The sequence below is a fragment of the Streptomyces sp. NPDC051133 genome (assembly GCF_040682635.1).
Taxonomy (GTDB): domain Bacteria; phylum Actinomycetota; class Actinomycetes; order Streptomycetales; family Streptomycetaceae; genus Streptomyces.
On sequence record NZ_JBFBBK010000013.1, the window covers coordinates 63729 to 80469 of the forward strand.

Consider the following 16741-nt stretch of genomic DNA (forward strand, 5'->3'; position numbering starts at 1 on the left):
GAACTACGCGATCGGCCGGGACACCCCCGGGGCCGCGCAGCTCCCCGCACCGACCAGGGCTAGGTGGCGAGCACTTCTTCCGGCTCCCCGCTCAGCCGCGGCTCGGGCATCTCCCGGTGGGCCGGGTCCCGGACCTCGCCGACCAGCATCTCCAGCACGTCCTCCAGCGCCACCAGGCCCAGCACCTTGCCCGAGGCACCGGCGACCTGGGCCAGATGGGTGGCCGCGCGGCGCATCACGGTCAGCGCGTCGTCGAGCGGCAGCTCCGCCCGCAGCGTCGTCATCGGACGCCACACGTGCTGCGGGACGGCCCGCTCGGAGTCCTCCAGGTCGAGGACGTCCTTGACGTGGACGTACCCCATGAAGGGGCCCTGCTCCGTCGCCGACACCGGGAAGCGGGAGTAGCCCGTGCGGGCCGTCAGCGCGACGATCTCGCCGGGGGTGACCGACGGGGTCACCGTGACCAGCGACTCACGGCGCAGCAGGACGTCCGTGACCGGGCGGGAGCCCAGCTCCAGGGCGTCCTCCAGGCGCTCCTGCTCCTCCGGGTCGAGGAGGCCGGCCTGACCGGAGTCCTCCAGGAGGCGGTTGAGCTGTTCGGTGGTCACGACCGCCTCCACCTCGTCCTTCGGCTCGACCCGGAACAGCCGCAGGATGCCCTGGGCGCAGGCGCCCAGGGTCACGGTGATCGGCCTGCACAGACGGGCGAAGTAGACCAGCCCCGGGCTCAGCCAGAGCGCCGCCTTCTCGGGGGCCGCCATCGCCAGGTTCTTCGGCACCATCTCGCCGATGACCAGGTGGAAGAAGACCACCGCCGCCAGGGCGATGACGTAGCCGAGCGGGTGGACCACTCCGTCCGGGAGGTGGATCGCCTCGAACACCGGCTCCAGCAGGTGCGCCACGGTGGGCTCGGCGACCGCGCCCAGCGTCAGCGAGCAGACGGTGATGCCGAACTGGGCCGCCGCCATCATCTGCGGCAGCCGCTCCAGGCCGTACAGCACCTGGCGCGCCCGGGCGGTGCCGAGCGGTTCGATCTGGCTGCGGCGGACGGAGACGAGCGCGAACTCGGCGCCGACGAAGAAGCCGTTGGCGAGCACGAGCAGCGCGGCGAAGACCAGTTGGAGGACGCTCATCGCACGGCCTCCAGCACATTGACCGCCGGGACGGTCTTGACCAGCCGGACCCGTTCGGCCCGGTAGTGGCCGACCTGGCGGACGGAGAGCCGCCAGCCGGGCAGTTCGGCCTTGTCGCCGGGGGCCGGGATCCGGCCGAGCAGGTCGGCGACCAGCCCGGCGACGGTCTCGTACGGCCCCTCGGGTACGTCGAGGCCTATGCGCTGCAGGATGTCGACGCGGCAGCTGCCGTCGACGTCCCAGGCCGGCTTGCCGTCCTCGGGCGGGGCGGCGGCCAGCTCGGGCATGTCCTTCGCGTCGTGCTCGTCGCGGACCTCGCCGACGAGTTCCTCGACGATGTCCTCCAGGGTGACGACGCCGGCCGTGCCGCCGTACTCGTCGACGACGACGGCGATGGGCTGCTCGCTGCGCAGGCGCGCCAGCAGCGGCTGGACCGGCAGGGTCTCGGGCACCAGCAGCGCCTTGCGGGCGATGCGGCTCACCGGGGTGCGCAGCCGCTCGTGCACCGGCACGGCGAGGGCGTCCTTGAGGTGCGCCATGCCCACGATCTCGTCGATCTTGTCCCGGTACACGGGGAAGCGGGACAGGCCGGTGGCCCGGGTGAGGTTGACGACGTCCTCGGCGGTGGCCGAGGCCTGCAGCGCGCTGACCTTCACCCGGGGGGTCATGACGTGCTGCGCGGTCAGGTCGCCGAGGGACAGGGTGCGGACGAACAGGTCGGCCGTGTCCTGCTCCAGGGCGCCCGCCTGGGCGGAGTGCCGGGCCAGGGAGACCAGTTCGCCCGGAGTGCGGGCGGAGGCCAGTTCGTCGGCGGGCTCGACGCCGAGTGCCCGCACCAGCCGGTTGGCGACCGTGTTGAGTGCGGCGATCACCGGGCGGAACAGGCGGGCGAAGCGGTGCTGCGGGCCCGCGACGAAGCGCGCGACCTGCAGGGGCTTGGACACCGCCCAGTTCTTGGGCACGAGTTCCCCGACCACCATCTGGATCGCGGAGGCCAGCAGCATGCCGACGACCACCGCGACACCGGAGACCGCGCCGCCCGGGATGCCGATCGCGGCGAACGGGCCGTGCAGCAGCCTCGCCAGGGCCGGCTCGGCGAGCATGCCGACGACCAGGGAGGTGATGGTGATGCCGAGCTGGGTGCCGGAGAGCTGGAAGGAGAGCTCCTTCAGCGATTCCACGACCGTACGGGCGCGTTTGTCGCCTGCGGCGGCGGCCTGCTCGGCGTCCGGCCGCTCGACCGTCACCAGGCCGAACTCGGCCGCCACGAAGAAGCCGTTGGCGAGAATCAGCAGGAACGCAGCTGCCAGGAGCAGCAGGGAGATGGTCACGCTGCCACCGCCTTCCCGGTATGTCGGGTCGGGGCGGCGCAGGTACTACAGGACGATCCGTCCATCGCCGGAGGGAGTCACTCCTCGGGTAGCAGGAACCCCTGTGCACCGGGCGGCACGCAGGGGTGGAGGCACAGCGGAACGGCCTCCGTCACCAGATTAATCAAGACACGGCCCGGACGGGCAGGGTGGACGCCCCCGACTCAGCCCTGATCTTCCACCCGGGGGGCCGTCGCACGGGCCTCGGCCAGGGCCCTGAGGGCCTGCGCGTCGGCGATGGCCCGCTGCCTGGCGAGGCCCGGCTGGATGCCGAGTGCGGGCAGGCTGGTGCCGTCGCTGAGGTTGAGGAAGACCCAGGGATCGCCCGGACGGAGGTTCACCTGAAGGATTTCCGCCCAGGCCAGGCGCCGCTTGCTGGCGATGTTCACCACGGTGACGCCGGACTCGTCGGCGACGACCTTCACCCGGGCCAGCTGGGCGAGCACCCAGAAGATCAGGGCCCCGGTGACGACGAAGCTGGCCTGCTCCCCCGGGCCGAGCTGCTCCAGCAGCAGCGCGACCCCGGAGATGGTGAGGAATATCGCTGCGCCGGCGGTGAGCAGGATCGCCCGGGTGTGACCCGGCCGGAAGGTGACGGGCAGCGAGGGAAGGGCGGGAGTGTCGGACATCTCGGTGCGTACCCCTTACAGGCGGCAGGCGTGGATGGCCGTGGTGAGGATGGCGCGGGCGCCGATGGCGTACAGGTCGTCCATGATCCGCTGCGCCTCCTTGGCGGGGACCATGGCGCGCACCGCGACCCAGCCCTCGTTGTGCAGCGGGGAGACGGTCGGGGACTCCAGGCCGGGGGTGAGGGCGACGGCCTTCTCGAGCTGCTCGACGCGGCAGTCGTAGTCCATCATCACGTACGTCCGCGCGACCAGGACGCCCTGGAGGCGGCGCAGGAACTGCTGGACCTTCGGCTCCTCGGCGTCGGAGCCGGTGCGCCGGATCACCATCGCCTCGGACTTCATGATCGGCTCGCCGAAGACCTCCAGACCCGCGTTGCGCAGGCTGGTGCCGGTCTCGACGACATCGGCGATGACCTCGGCGACGCCCAGCTCGATCGCGGTCTCCACGGCGCCGTCCAGGTGGACGACGGAGGCGTCGACGCCGTTGTCCGCGAGGTGCCCCGCGACGATGCCCTCGTAGGAGGTGGCGACCGTCTTGCCCTTGAGGTCCTCGATGCCGCTCGCGGTGCCCGGCTTGGCGGCGAAGCGGAAGGTGGAGCGGGCGAAGCCCAGCGGCAGGATCTCCTCGGCGTCGGCGCCGGAGTCGATCAGCAGGTCGCGGCCGGTGATGCCCATGTCGAGACGGCCGGACGCGACGTAGATCGCGATGTCGCGGGGGCGGAGGTAGAAGAACTCGACCTCGTTCTCCGGGTCGACGATCCGCAGCTCCTTGGACTCGCGGCGCTGCTGGTAGCCGGCCTCATGCAGCATCTCCGCCGCAGGGCCGGACAGTGAACCCTTGTTGGGGACGGCGATGCGCAGCATGAGGTCGGCTTCCTTTGCGTGAAGAGGTGTCGTGGGGCGGTTCGGGCGGGCTTACAGGTGGGCGTAGACGTCGTCCAGGGAGATCCCGCGGGCGACCATCATCACCTGGACGTGGTACAGCAGCTGCGAGATCTCCTCGGCGGCCGCCTCCTTGCCCTCGTACTCGGCGGCCATCCAGACCTCGGCGGCCTCTTCGACGACCTTCTTGCCGATGGCATGGACGCCCTTGCCGACCAGCTCGGCGGTGCGGGAGGTGGCGGGATCGCCCTGGGCGGCCTTGTGCTGGAGCTCGGTGAAGAGCTCCTCGAACGTCTTCTTGGACATGGTGCTGCCCACCCTACGCGGTTCGGGCGACTCCTCAGTGCCAGGGTTCAGATACTGAACGCAGCGTGGCCGCGGTCGCCACGGCGGCCGTCACCGCCTCGTGCCCCTTGTCCTCGCCCGAGCCCTCCAGGCCGGCCCGGTCCAGGGCCTGCTCCTCGGTGTCGCAGGTGAGCACGCCGAAGCCGACGGGGACGCCGGTCTCGATGCTGACCTGGGTGAGGCCCTGGGTGACGCCCTGGCACACGTAGTCGAAGTGCGGCGTGCCGCCTCGGATGACGACGCCGAGGGCGACCACCGCGTCGTAGCCGCGCCCGGCCAGCACCTTGGCGGCGACCGGGAGCTCGAAGCTGCCCGGGACCCTGATCAGGGTCGGCTCGTCGATCCCCAGCTCGTGCAGGGCGCGCAGGGCGCCGTTCACCAGACCGTCCATCACCTTCTCGTGCCACTGCGCCGCGATGACGGCGACCCTGAGGTCGCTCACGTTGCGTACGGACAGCTCCGGTGCACCCTTGCCGCTCACGTCTCTCCTCGTCGGGTTCTTGCTCGCTGGTCTTACTGGTTGCCGCAGGTGGACACGGCGGGCGTGTCCAGCCAGGGCAGGTCGTGGCCCATCCGGTCCCGCTTGGTGCGCAGGTAGCGGAGGTTGTGCTCGCCCGCCTGGACGGGCATGGGCTCGCGGCTGCTGACCTTCAGGCCGTGCCGCAGCAGCGCGTCGGTCTTCTCGGGGTTGTTGGTCATCAGGCGCAGGCTGCGGACGCCGAGGTCCGCCAGGATCTGCGCGCCGGCGCCGTAGTCGCGGGCGTCGGCGGGCAGGCCGAGCTCCAGATTGGCGTCGAGGGTGTCCCGGCCCTGCTCCTGCAGCTCGTACGCCCGCAGTTTGGACAGCAGGCCGATGCCGCGCCCCTCGTGGCCGCGGAGATAGACCACCACGCCCCGGCCCTCCTCCTGGATGCGCTCCAGGGCGGTGTCCAGCTGGGGGCCGCAGTCGCAGCGCAGGGAGCCGAAGACGTCACCGGTGAGGCATTCGGAGTGGACGCGGACCAGGACGTCCTCGCCGGCGCCGATCTCGCCGTGGACGAGGGCGACGTGCTCGACGCCGTCGATGGCGGAACGGTAGCCGTACGCCGTGAAGGTACCGTGCTTGGTGGGCAGTCGGGTCTCGGCCTCGCGGCGGACGGTGGGCTCGCTGCCCCGGCGGTGGGCGATCAGGTCCTCGATGGAGATGATCGTCAGGCCGTGCTTGCGGGCGAACGGGATCAGCTCGGGCAGCCGGAGCATCCGGCCGTCCTCGCCGGCGATCTCGACGATGGCGCCGGCCGGGCGCAGGCCCGCGAGCCGGGCGAGGTCGACGGCCGCCTCGGTGTGGCCGTTGCGCACGAGCACGCCACCGGTCCTGGCGCGCAGCGGGAAGATGTGGCCGGGACGGACGAAGTCCGAGGGCTCGGCCGTCCCGCTCGCGAGCAGCTGAAGCGTGGTCGCGCGGTCGGCGGCCGAGATACCGGTGCTCACACCGTGAGCGGCCGAGGCGTCCACGGAGATGGTGAACGCGGTCTTCATCGACTCGGTGTTGTCCTGGACCATCTGCGGGAGCTGGAGCCGCTCGAGCTCCTCGGGTTCCATGGGGGCGCAGATCAGGCCGCGGCATTCGCTCATCATGAACGCGACGATCTCGGGGGTCGCGTGTTCGGCGGCGATGACGAGGTCGCCTTCGTTCTCCCGGTCCTCGTCGTCCACGACGACGACCGGGCGGCCGGCGGCGATGTCGGCGATCGCCTGCTCGACCGGGTCGAGCGTGAATTCCTCGAGGTCGTCCGCGCTGTAGAGGATGGGTGCCGTGCTCATGCCGGTGCTCCTTCCAGGACCGGCTGCGCGGCCCGGCGGGAGCGCAGCCACCAGTCGCGCATGCCCCACAGGACGAGTGCGCCGTAGATGACGTAGACGAAACCGGAGAAGGCGTAGCCGTGGGTGAAGTTGAGGGGCACGCCGACGACGTCGACCAGCAGCCAGGCGATCCAGAACTCCACCATGCCCTTGGCCTGGGCGTACATGGCCACGATGGTGCCGACGAAGATGTAGGCGTCGGGCCAGGGGTCCCAGGACAGGGAGGGGTGGGCCTTGAAGAGCAGGGCCACCGCGACCGTGCCGGCGGCGGCGGCGGCGAGCATCGCCGCGCGCTCGCGCCAGGTGGCGAACCGCGGGGCGATGTGGCCGTCGTCGGAACGGTCCTCGGTGCGCTGCCACTGCCACCAGCCGTACAGGGCGACGGCCATGACGACGACCTGCTTGCCGGCGCTGCCGGTGAGGTGGCCGTAGAAGGCGCCGAAGAGGACGAGGCCGGACAGGAACTGCACGGGCCAGGTGAGCAGGGAGCGGCGCCAGCCGAGGGCGAGGGTGACCAGGCCGAGGAGGTTGCCGACCATGTCCGACCAGATGATGTGCTGGCCGAAGACGGTGAACGCCTCGGAGTTCAGCCAGTTCACCGGCCGGCCCCCTGACCGGCCGCGAGCAGCCGCTCCACGTACTTGGCGATGACGTCGACCTCGAGGTTGACCGGGTCGCCGGGCTGCTTGTGGCCGAGCGTGGTCAGGGCGAGGGTGGTCGGGATGAGGCTGACGGTGAAGTGGTCGGCTGCGGCGTCCACGACCGTGAGGCTGATGCCGTCGACGGTGATGGAGCCCTTCTCGACGACGTACCGGGACAGGTCCGCGGGCAGCGAGATCTTCACGATCTCCCAGTTCTCGGAGGGCGTGCGCGCCAGCACCTCGCCGGTGCCGTCGACATGACCCTGCACGATGTGCCCGCCGAGGCGGGCGCCCACGGCGGTGGGCCGTTCGAGGTTGACGCGGGAGCCGACGGCGAGGACGCCGAGGCTGGAGCGCTTCAGGGTCTCCGCCATCACATCGGCGGTGAACTCGTCGCCCTCGTGGTCCACGACGGTGAGACAGACCCCGTTCACGGCGATGGAGTCGCCGTGCTGCGCGCCCTCGGTCACGACGGGGCCGCGGAGCCGGAAACGGGAGGCGTCGCCGAGATTCTCGACGGCGGTGACCTCACCCAGCTCTTCGACGATTCCGGTGAACACTTCCCGGGTCCTCCTGCCTCTTCGGGCACGGACTCCGGGGCCTGTCGATGACGACAGCAGGTACGGATGAGCACACACACCGAGGGCGTCGCCGACATGGGACCCGTCCGCGTACGGACGAGCCCAGAGACGGCGGCGCGCACGCGTGACGCATGCCCGCCCGCCGCGCACTGCCTCCCATCCGGACTTTAACCGTCGGTCCAGGAATTTCACCTGGTCAACCGGCCGCTGGAAGCGACCGGGTCGCGGACTGTAACCGCCGGTTCGGACTTTCACCGACCCCGGAGTGCGCTGCTTCTGGTACAGGGCCAGTGTGCCACGCCCACCGCTCGCCCAGACAGGTGATGAGTGTGGGCTCCCTCACACTGCGTGTCGCCGGGCTTGCGGGCCGCAGCCGCCCTGGTCAACTGCCCAGCGGAGAACGAACGTTGACCTTGGTCCGGACCCATTGACCGTACTGGTCTAGTCCTTTTAGGGTGCGGGCGGGCCCGGTGGCGGTGACGACGGCCCTTGCCCGCCGCCGGGTCGCCACGACCTCCGTCGAGCCCCTCGGCGTCCCCGCGCCGGGGCCGTTCTGGCAGGGTGACCGCATGGCGCCGTCCCCCCTCGTCGACGAGTTCGAGTCCCACCGTCCACGCCTGTTCGGCCTCGCCTACCGTCTGCTCGGCTCCGCGCAGGAGGCGGAGGACGCGGTGCAGGACGCGTATCTGCGGTTCGACGGCGCCGACCTGTCGGCGATCCGGCACCCCGGGGCGTGGCTCGCCAAGGCGGTCACCAACCTCTGTCTGACCCGGCTGACCTCGGCCCGGGCGCGGCGCGAGGAGTACGTCGGGGCGTGGCTGCCGGAGCCGGTGGTCACCTCGGACGGCACGCTCGGCCCGCTGGAGTCGGCGGAGCGCCGGGAGCAGGTCTCGCTGGCCGTGCTGGTGCTGCTGGAGCGGCTGACGCCGACCGAGCGCGCGGTGTACGTGCTGCGCGAGGCGTTCGGCTACAGCCACCGGGAGGTGGCGGAGGTGCTGGAGCTGGGCGAGGCCAACTGCCGCCAGCTGTACCGGCGTGCCGTGGCGCGGGTCGCCGTGCCCGAGGAGCGGTTCACCCCGTCGCCGGAGCGGCGGGAGGAGCTGCTCGCGTCGTTCCTCACGGCCGCCCGGGAGGGTGACCTGGCCGGTCTGGAGAAGCTGCTCGCGGCCGACGTGACGTGGTGGAGCGACGGCGGGGGCAAGGTGTCGGCGGCCCGGCGGCCGGTCCGGGGGCGCGACAAGGTCGTCCGCTTCCTGGTGGGCGCCGCGCAGCGGTTCGGGGCGCACTGGGAGTTCACGGCGGCCGAGGTCAACGGCGAGCCCGCGCTGGTCGTGTGGGCGGACGGCGAGCTCGTCGGGGTGGCGTCCTTCGAGCTGGCCGGCGGGCTCGTCGTACAGGCGCGGGCCGTGCTGAACCCGGACAAGCTCGGCTACGTACGGCGGCAGCTCACCCGGCGGTAGCGGGGCCGCGCCGGGGCTTGTCACATTTCCCGCGGCTGTCCGGTCCCAGCTGGTGAGGGGCGCCCCGACCGGGGGCGCCCGGAGTCCGGAGGGACGGGAACAGCATGGCCACGATCCTGGTGACCGGCGGGACCGGCACGCTCGGCCGGCACGTCACGGAGCGGCTGTCGGCGGACGGGCACGAGGTGCGGGTGCTCAGTCGGAGCAGCCGGCCTCACGCCGTCGATCTGCGGGTGGGCGGGGCCGCCCTCGACACGGCGCTCGCGGGCGTGGAGACCGTGGTGCACTGCGCGACCAGTACGCGCGGCGGGGACGAGAAGGCGGCCGGGAACCTGATCGCGGCGGCGCGGCGGGCCGGGGTGGGACACCTGGTGTACATCTCCATCGTCGGCGTCGACCGGGTGCCGCTCGGCTACTACCGGTCGAAGCTGGCGGTGGAGCGGATGATCGAGCGGTCGGGGCTCGGCTGGACCGTGCTGCGCACGACGCAGTTCCACGACCTGGTGGCGCGGCTGCTGGGGGCGCTGGGCCGGTCGCCGGTGATGGCGCTGCCCGGCGGGGTCTCGGACCAGCCGGTGGAGGTGGCCGAGGTGGCGGACCGCCTGGCCGGGCTGGCCGTCGCGGCACCGGCCGGACGGGTGCCGGACATGGGCGGGCCTCAGGTGCGGTCGTTCGAGTCGCTGGCCCGTGCGTATCTGCGGGCGACGGGCCGGCGCCGGGCCGTGGTGGACGTGCCCCTCTTCGGCGAGACCTACCGCGCTTTCCGGGCGGGGGGTCACCTGGCTCCGGAACGGGCCGTGGGGAAGGGGACGTTCGAGGAGTACCTGGAGCGGCGCTTCGCGGACTGAGACGGCGGGCCCCCGGCGGCGTCGGCGTCCCTGCCCTCAGGCCCGCTCCGGCAGCGGGAACAGCTCGTCCTGAGCCCGCTCCCGGGCCGTCAGCAGCGCCCCGCGCAGCACGGCGCCGCCACCGAGGCCGCTGGCCCGTACCTCGGTGGCCAGGGGGGACATGCGGCGCAGGCGCTCCTCCACCCGCCGGGCGAGCGCCGCTCCCCCGGCCTGGCCCACCTCGCCGCCGAGCACCACGCATCCCGGGTCCAGGACGGCGACCACGGAGGCGACGCCGACGACGATCCGGTCGGCGAGGGCGTCGAGAAAGCGGGCGGCGGCGCCCGCGTCGACAGGGGCGGGGCCGGTGGGCGGACACTCGATGGGCTCGGCGGACTCAGTGGGCTCGGTGGAGTCGGCGGGCTCGGTGGAGTCGGTGGGCTCGGTGGACTCGACGGACTCGGTGGACTTGGTGGGCTGGGCGGGCTCGGTGGACTCGGCGGACTCGGCGGACTCGATGGGTTCGGCGGAGTCGACGGAGTCGGTGGACTCGACGGACTCGGCGGAGTCGGTGGGCTCGATGGACTCGACGGGCTCGACGGACTCGGCGGAGTCGGTGCGCTCGATGGGCTCGGCGGACTCGGTGGACTCGGTGGGCTGGGCGGGCTGGGCGGGCTGGGCGGGCTCGGTGGAGTCGCGCCGGCCCGCACCGGAGTGCTCACCCGGGCCGGGGCCGGGGCCGGGGCCGGCAGCAGCATCGCCGGGTACGGCGCCACCGTGCGGGCCCGCCCCGGTGACCGCCTCGCCCGTGCCCGCCCCGGAGTGCTCACCCGCGCCGGGGCCGCTCGCCGACCCGGCCGGCCGCTCGGGCGCTTGCGTCACGCGGGCCACCGCGCCACGGACCACCACCGCCGCCCCCGGTCCGTCCAATGTGCCCGGCACCGGCAGGCCGGACTCCCGGCCCAGGGCCCCGATCGCCGCCGCCCCGGCCAGCGCGTGGAAGCCGCCGTCGCAGTCCGTCGTCGAGGGCAGGGAGGCCGTGCCCGGGACCGGCAGGAAGCCGATCTCGCCCGTGCCGCCCGAGGCGCCGCGGCGCAGGGTGCCGTCCAGGACGACCGCGGCGCCGACGCCGTGGCCGAGCCAGAGCAGGACGAAGGTGTCCCGGTCCCGGGCCGCCCCCTCGCGCTGTTCGGCGAGCGCGGCGAGGTTGGTCTCGTTCTCCACGGTGACGCGGGAGTCGGGCAGCCGCTCCTGCAGGGCGGCGGCCAGGCTGCGGTGCCAGGCGGGCAGGCCCGCGGAGTCGCGCAGGTCGCCGGTGGCCGGGTCGATGAGGCCCGGTGCGCCGATCCCCACGGTGTGCAGCCGGTCGGCACCGGCCTCCTTCGCGGTGCGCTCCACCGCGGCCACCGCCTGCTCCACGGCCGGCCCGGTGCCGGCGTCGCCCCGGATCGGCACGGAGGTCTCGGCGAGCACCCGCCCCACCAGGTCGGAGACGAGCACGAAGACACCCCCGGTACGGACGTCGAGCGCGGCGAGGTGGGCGCGGTCGGCGACGATGCCGTAGAGCCGGGCGTTCGGTCCCCGGCGCTGTTCGCCGGACTCGCCGACCACCGTGATCAGGCCGGAGGCGGCGAGCCGTTCGACGAGGTCGGCGACCGTCGGCCGGGACAGTCCGGTCAGCTGCTTCAACTGTCCCGCCGTCAGCGGGCCTTCCTGCTGCAGCAGCCGCAGGGCGAGCCGGTCGTTGATGGCCCGGGCGGTGCTCGGTGATGCGGGCATGACGGAATCCTCCCAGACACGGGCGACCGTAATACTCCCTTTCTATCAGGCAGGGTCCCTGATAGTTTACGGCGGTGCAGCGCGGCCGTGGCGGGGAACTTCCGGGGAGGGACTGGAACATGGGTGACGTGGGACGCGCACGTGACGAGGTCAGGCGCGCCCGATACGCCGTGGCGGCCGTGTTCGCCGTGCACGGCGCCGTGACCGGCACCTTCGCCACCCGCGTGCCCTGGATCCAGGACCACGCCTCGCTCAGCACGGGCCAGCTGGGATTCGCGCTGGCGTTCACGGCCTTCGGGGCCTCGTGCTCGATGCCGCTGGCGGGCCGGATCAGCCACACCTTCGGCAGCCGTACGGCACTGCGCGGGCTGATCGCCCTGTGGACGCTGTCCCTCGTCCTGCCGTCCCTCGCGCCGAACCTGTACACGCTGTGTCTGGCGATGTTCACCTACGGCGCGAGCGCGGGCATGGCCGATGTCGCGATGAACGCGCTCGGCGTCGAGGTCGAGCGGCTGCTCGGCAAGTCGATCATGTCGGGGCTGCACGGGATGTGGAGCACGGGCGCCCTGACCGGCTCGGCGGCCGGCACGCTCGCCGCGCACCTGGGAGCGGACGCCCGCCTGCACTTCCTGCTCGCCTCGGCCGTCCTGACCGTGCTCGGCGTGCTGGCCTGCGGCTGGGTGCCGGACGTGCAGCCGGCCGACGACGAGGAGCCGCCCCCGCGGTTCGCACTGCCGCCCCGCTCGGCCCTGCTGATCGGCGCGGTCGGCTTCTGCGCGGTGTTCGCGGAGGGTGCGAGCCTCGACTGGTCGGCGGTGTTCCTGCGGGACCGCCTGGACGGCTCGGCCGCGCTGGCGGCGGCCTCGACGACCGGCTTCATGCTGACCATGGCGGTGGCCCGGATCGCCGGGGACGCGGTGGTGAACCGGTTCGGGGCGGTGCGCACGGTGCGTGCCGGCGGGGTGCTGGCCGTGCTGGGCGGTCTGCTGATCGTCGTGGCGGGGCATCCGGCGGTGGCGATGACCGGGTTCGCGCTCATGGGGCTCGGCATCGCGGTGGTCGTGCCGCTGTGCTTCGCGGCGGCCGGACACGCGGGCCCGAATCCGAGCCAGGCCATCGCGGGCGTGGCGACCATCACCTACACCTCGGGGCTGATCGCGCCGAGCCTGATCGGCGGAGTGGCCCAGGCGACCAGTCTGGTGGTGTCGTTCTGCGTGGTGACGGCGCTGGCCTGCGGGCTCGCGGTGTGCGCGGGCGTGCTGCGCAGCGCCGAGCGCCCGAGCCGGGGCGAGGTCAGTCAGCGGGCCGCAGCAGTTCCCGGCCCGCGGCCCTGAAGGCGTCGCTCCAGGGCGCCGGCCGCAGGGTCGCCGCGTCCAGCCGGACCAGCACCCGGGTGCCCCGTGCGTAGGTCTGCGTGCCGTCGGCCGAGCAGAAGCGGAAGCCGTAGGTGAGGCCGGTGGTGCCGAGCCGTTCCAGCCAGAGGTGGACGGCGTAGGTGCCTGGGCGGGTCACCGGTGCCTCGTAGCCGATGCGCAGCTCGCGGACCGCGTTGCAGGCGTCGCCCGCGGCCTCCCAGTCGCCGTCGAAGCGCACGCCGTGCTCGCTCCACAGCTCGGTCCAGGCGCGCTCGACCATCAGCGGATAGCGGGCATTGTGCAGGAGTCCGAGCGCGTCGAGGTCGTCGAAGTGGACGGTGACGGGGACCAGCCGGCCATGGGAGAGGGCGGGGGCGATCGGGGCTTCGGCGGTCACGGGCGGGGCTCCTGAGCATCGCTGTTGTTGACGATTCATCCTAAGCGACCGCTCAGCAGCCCCTGCCCAGGCCCCGCCCTGGCCTTCATGGCTGTTCATCTACATGAATCACGTTCAGAAAGAGGACCGTGTGAGCGTAGAGCCGCGGGCTACCCCTGACAATGGTCCGGAACCCTTCACGTACGTAAGAAAGCGAAACCCCCACCATGGACCTCGGCGTGCGCTGGAAACTGCACGGTGACGGGCGCACCCCCGCGCCCGGAGCGGTGGTACGGCCGGACGAACGGCTCTCCTGGCCCCGCACGATCGGGCTCGGCGCCCAGCACGTGGTCGCCATGTTCGGCGCCTCGTTCGTGGCACCCGTTCTGATGGGCCTCGACCCGAACCTGGCGATCATGATGTCGGGCGTGGCGACCGTGATCTTCCTGCTCGCCACCCGCGGCCGGGTGCCGAGCTACCTCGGCTGCTCCCTGTCGTTCGTGGGGGTGGCCGCCGTCATCCGCGCCCAGGGCGGGACCAGCGCCACGGTGACCGGTGCGGTCCTCGTGGTCGGCGCCGTGCTCTTCCTCGTGGGCCTCGCCGTGCAGCGGTTCGGGGCGCGGATCATCCACGCGGCCATGCCGCCGATCGTCACCGGCGCGGTCGTCATGCTGATCGGCTTCAACCTCGCCCCGGTGACCGCGTCCACCTACTGGCCGCAGGACCAGTGGACGGCCCTGCTCGTCATGCTGTTCACCGGGCTGGCCGTGGTGTGTCTGCGCGGCTTCTGGTCGCGTATCGCGATCTTCCTCGGGCTGGTCTTCGGGTACGGCATCTCCTGGGCCTTCGACCGGATCTTCGGCAAGATCCACTCCATGAGCCCGAGCGGCAAGGTCACCGACCACTGGCGCCTCGACCTCTCCGGTGTCTCCAAGGCCGACTGGATCGGCCTGCCGCACTTCCACGGGCCGGCCTTCCAGTGGTCGGCGGTCCTGGTGGCGCTGCCCGTCGTCATCGCCCTGGTCGCGGAGAACGCGGGACACGTCAAGGCGGTCGGCGAGATGACCGGCGACCCGCTGGACGACAAGCTGGGGACGGCGATCTCGGCGGACGGCGTCGCCTCGATGCTGTCGACCGCGGTGGGCGGCCCGCCGAACACCACCTACTCCGAGAACATCGGCGTGATGGCCGCGACCCGCGTCTACTCGACCGCCGCCTACTGGGCCGCCGCCGGCTTCGCCCTGCTCTTCGGCGTCTGCCCGAAGTTCGGCGCGGTCGTCGCCGCGATCCCGGGCGGGGTCCTCGGCGGCATCACCGTGATCCTCTACGGCATGATCGGCCTGCTCGGCGCCCAGATCTGGCTCAACGCCAAGGTCGATCTGCGCAACCCGCTGAACCTGGTGCCGGCCGCCGCGGGCATCATCATCGGCGTCGGCAACGTCAGCATGAAGTTCACCAGCACCTTCTCGCTCAGCGGCATCGCCCTCGGCACCCTGGTCGTCATCACCGGCTACCACGCGCTGCGCGCCTTCGCCCCGGCCCACTTGAAGAAGCAGGAGCCGCTCCTGGACGAGGGCACCAGCTCCTACGACGAGCCGGACGAGCGCGCCACGCCGTAGCCGCAGGACGGGCCGAACCTGCCGGCGGCGGCCGTGCCGCCGGCGCGACTCCCCCGGCAGCGTGCCCCACGGACAGACGTCGACGCGCGCCTCGCCGATGGCCGGCCTCGGCCTGTCCCTCCTGCCCCCTCCCCCGGCGTTCCCCCGTTCCGGGGAAGCGCCGGGCCGGTCGGTACGCCGGCCGGTCCGGGGCTGGCACCCTTCCTCCATGACGCGGTTGGAACACCTCGCCCCTTCTGTCGACACGGTCGTCTCCCGGATGCGGACCCTGGCCGCGACGCTGCCCGAGCGGGACGGTGTCGCCGTGTTCAACCGCGTCTACCTCACCGTCACCGAGGACATCGACCGGCGCCTGGGGAGCGGGGACTTCCCGGATCCACGGGCGGCGACGGCGCTGGACGTGCGGTTCGCCGAGCGGTATCTGGCGGCGGTCGACGCGGCGGCCTCGGACCGCAGGCCACCCGCGTGCTGGCGCCCCCTGTTCCAGTTCCGCCGCCATCCCGGGGTGCGGCCACTGCAGTTCGCGCTGGCGGGCATCAACGCGCACATCGGGCACGACCTGGCACTCGCCGTGGTCGACGCCTGCCGTGCGCTCGGCTGCGAACCCCCCGAGCTGGAGGACGAGTTCGACCGCGTGGGCGACCTGCTCGTCTCGCTGGAGGAGCGCATCCGCGAGGATCTGATGCCGGGCCCCGACCTGCTCCAGATCGCCGACCCCCTCACCCATCTGCTGGGCTCCTGGAGTCTGGAACGGGCGCGCGACGCCGCGTGGGTGGCCGCGCGGACCCTGTGGACCCTGCGCCACTGGAGCGACATGGCCGAGGAGTTCACCGGGCGGCTGGACACGGCGGTGGGGTTCGCGGGGCGGATGCTGCTCACTCCGCTCACGGACTGATCGGGACGCCCCGGAACTTCCGCGACCCCAGGAGGCGTTGACGGGATGACACCCGATCGCGGAGGAGTGGTGGCGGTATGACGACCCGGCTCGGTCTCGGCCTTCCCCAGATGCGGCAGTACTCCATCGGCACGGACGTACCCGATGTGGCCCGCGCCGCCGAGGCGGTCGGATACGACAGCCTGTGGGTCTTCGAGAGAGCGCTGTTCCCCGAGCCGGCCACTCAGGGGCTGTACGGCATCGAGGGCCTGCCCTGGCCCGACCAGTACCGCAGCGTGGCGGACCCGCTGGTCACCCTCACCCTGGCCGCCGCGGCCACCGAGCGGGCGGAGCTGGGCTCCAGCGTCCTGGTGGCGCCGCTGCACCTGCCGTTCCAGCTCGCCAAGTCCCTGGCCTCGCTGGACGCGGCGAGCGGCGGCCGGGTGATCGCGGGCCTCGGCACCGGCTGGTCGACCGACGAGTACGCGGCCTCGGGCGTCGGTCCGATCGAGGAGCGGGGCGCCGTGCTGGACGAGATCATCGCGGTGTGCCGGGCGGTGTGGGGGCCTGATCCGGTGGTCCACGACGGCCGGCTGACGAAGATCGCGTCCGCGGTGGTCGGCCCCAAGCCGGCCCGGCCGATCCCGATCCTGCTCGCCGCGGGCAACCGGCGGGCGTGGCGCCGTCTGGTGGACCACGCCGACGGATGGCTGCCGGTGGGCATGGGGGCCGAGCAGATCGCCGCCCAGTGGCGGCAGCTGCGGGACCTGGCCGAGGAGCGGGGGCGCACGGAGCCGATCCGGACGGTCCTGCGGGTGAACACCGTCCGCCTGCCCAAGGCGTACGAGGGCGCGGACCGCCGTCCCTTCCAGGGCAGCGTCGACCAGATCGTCGAGGACCTGGCGGAGCACGCGGCGATCGGGCTGGACGAGATCCTCATCGACCTCCAGGGCACCGCGCGGGACGCCCAGGAGCTGAAGGACGTCGCCGCGGAGGTTTTGGAAAAGGCGCGGGCGGCCGGAGTCTGA

Annotated in this window: 17 protein-coding genes and 1 riboswitch; of the genes, 6 read left to right on the forward strand and 11 right to left on the reverse strand. The window is 72.6% G+C overall.

Annotation, left to right across the window (positions count from 1 at the left end; translation table 11 throughout):
* Positions 1–59: 59 nt before the first annotated feature.
* From AB0N17_RS15715 to AB0N17_RS15755, 9 genes are all read right to left on the reverse strand, one after another.
* Complete coding sequence (locus AB0N17_RS15715; RefSeq protein WP_366011866.1) at positions 60–1133, reverse strand: hemolysin family protein; 1074 nt, start codon at positions 1131–1133, stop codon at positions 60–62.
* Positions 1130–2464 (reverse strand): hemolysin family protein, encoded by a 1335-nt coding sequence (locus AB0N17_RS15720; protein WP_366011867.1) that lies wholly within the window; start codon positions 2462–2464, stop codon positions 1130–1132. The genes AB0N17_RS15715 and AB0N17_RS15720 overlap by 4 nt, the downstream gene beginning before the upstream one ends.
* Positions 2465–2667: 203 nt before the next feature.
* Entirely contained in the window at positions 2668–3132 is a 465-nt protein-coding gene (locus AB0N17_RS15725) for a PH domain-containing protein (protein ID WP_366011868.1), read from the reverse strand.
* 15 nt (positions 3133–3147) lie between these two features.
* Positions 3148–3996 (reverse strand): ATP phosphoribosyltransferase, encoded by an 849-nt coding sequence (gene hisG / locus AB0N17_RS15730; protein ID WP_366011869.1) that lies wholly within the window; start codon positions 3994–3996, stop codon positions 3148–3150.
* A 51-nt stretch (positions 3997–4047) separates the two neighbouring features.
* On the reverse strand, positions 4048–4320 hold the full coding sequence (locus AB0N17_RS15735) for a phosphoribosyl-ATP diphosphatase (protein WP_019983911.1): 273 nt from the start codon (positions 4318–4320) through the stop codon (positions 4048–4050).
* A 34-nt stretch (positions 4321–4354) separates the two neighbouring features.
* Positions 4355–4840, reverse strand: a complete 486-nt coding sequence (gene ribH, locus AB0N17_RS15740) for a 6,7-dimethyl-8-ribityllumazine synthase (RefSeq protein ID WP_366011870.1) — start codon at positions 4838–4840, stop codon at positions 4355–4357.
* Positions 4841–4872: 32 nt separating this feature from the next.
* Positions 4873–6162, reverse strand: coding sequence for a bifunctional 3,4-dihydroxy-2-butanone-4-phosphate synthase/GTP cyclohydrolase II (locus AB0N17_RS15745; RefSeq protein ID WP_366011871.1), 1290 nt, complete (start codon positions 6160–6162; stop codon positions 4873–4875).
* Positions 6159–6800, reverse strand: coding sequence for a nicotinamide riboside transporter PnuC (gene pnuC / locus AB0N17_RS15750; RefSeq protein WP_366011872.1), 642 nt, complete (start codon positions 6798–6800; stop codon positions 6159–6161). The genes AB0N17_RS15745 and pnuC overlap by 4 nt, the downstream gene beginning before the upstream one ends.
* The gene (locus AB0N17_RS15755) at positions 6797–7402 is read right to left on the reverse strand and encodes a riboflavin synthase (RefSeq protein ID WP_366011873.1); all 606 of its coding nucleotides are present in this window, start codon (positions 7400–7402) and stop codon (positions 6797–6799) included. The genes pnuC and AB0N17_RS15755 overlap by 4 nt, the downstream gene beginning before the upstream one ends.
* A gap of 163 nt (positions 7403–7565) precedes the next feature.
* A riboswitch (FMN riboswitch) is annotated at positions 7566–7696 on the reverse strand.
* Between the two features lie 197 nt (positions 7697–7893).
* Here AB0N17_RS15755 and AB0N17_RS15760 point away from each other — a divergent pair.
* Together AB0N17_RS15760 and AB0N17_RS15765 are read left to right on the forward strand one after the other, a co-directional pair.
* Positions 7894–8883 (forward strand): RNA polymerase sigma-70 factor, encoded by a 990-nt coding sequence (locus AB0N17_RS15760; RefSeq protein WP_366011874.1) that lies wholly within the window; start codon positions 7894–7896, stop codon positions 8881–8883.
* A 104-nt stretch (positions 8884–8987) separates the two neighbouring features.
* Positions 8988–9731 carry an NAD(P)H-binding protein gene (locus AB0N17_RS15765; protein WP_366011875.1) on the forward strand — a complete coding sequence of 248 codons (744 nt, stop codon included), beginning with the start codon at positions 8988–8990 and terminating at the stop codon, positions 9729–9731.
* Between the two features lie 36 nt (positions 9732–9767).
* Here AB0N17_RS15765 and AB0N17_RS15770 read toward each other — a convergent pair whose 3' ends face one another.
* The gene (locus tag AB0N17_RS15770) at positions 9768–11489 is read right to left on the reverse strand and encodes an ROK family protein (RefSeq protein WP_366011876.1); all 1722 of its coding nucleotides are present in this window, start codon (positions 11487–11489) and stop codon (positions 9768–9770) included.
* A gap of 119 nt (positions 11490–11608) precedes the next feature.
* Between AB0N17_RS15770 and AB0N17_RS15775 the strand changes: the two genes are divergently transcribed.
* Positions 11609–12823 (forward strand): MFS transporter, encoded by a 1215-nt coding sequence (locus AB0N17_RS15775; protein WP_366011877.1) that lies wholly within the window; start codon positions 11609–11611, stop codon positions 12821–12823.
* On the opposite strand, the gene AB0N17_RS15780 is transcribed toward AB0N17_RS15775, so the two are convergent.
* Positions 12783–13241, reverse strand: a complete 459-nt coding sequence (locus tag AB0N17_RS15780) for a thioesterase family protein (protein ID WP_366011878.1) — start codon at positions 13239–13241, stop codon at positions 12783–12785. The two genes, AB0N17_RS15775 and AB0N17_RS15780, sit on opposite strands and share 41 nt — an antisense overlap.
* A gap of 206 nt (positions 13242–13447) precedes the next feature.
* Here AB0N17_RS15780 and AB0N17_RS15785 point away from each other — a divergent pair, with 206 nt between their 5' ends.
* The 3 genes from AB0N17_RS15785 (at position 13448) to AB0N17_RS15795 (ending at position 16741) form a co-directional block, all read left to right on the forward strand.
* Positions 13448–14839: a solute carrier family 23 protein gene (locus tag AB0N17_RS15785; protein ID WP_366011879.1), complete on the forward strand. Its 1392-nt coding sequence runs from the start codon at positions 13448–13450 to the stop codon at positions 14837–14839.
* A gap of 208 nt (positions 14840–15047) precedes the next feature.
* Entirely contained in the window at positions 15048–15734 is a 687-nt protein-coding gene (locus tag AB0N17_RS15790) for a DUF5995 family protein (protein ID WP_366011880.1), read from the forward strand.
* Between the two features lie 77 nt (positions 15735–15811).
* Positions 15812–16741 (forward strand): LLM class F420-dependent oxidoreductase, encoded by a 930-nt coding sequence (locus AB0N17_RS15795; protein WP_366011881.1) that lies wholly within the window; start codon positions 15812–15814, stop codon positions 16739–16741.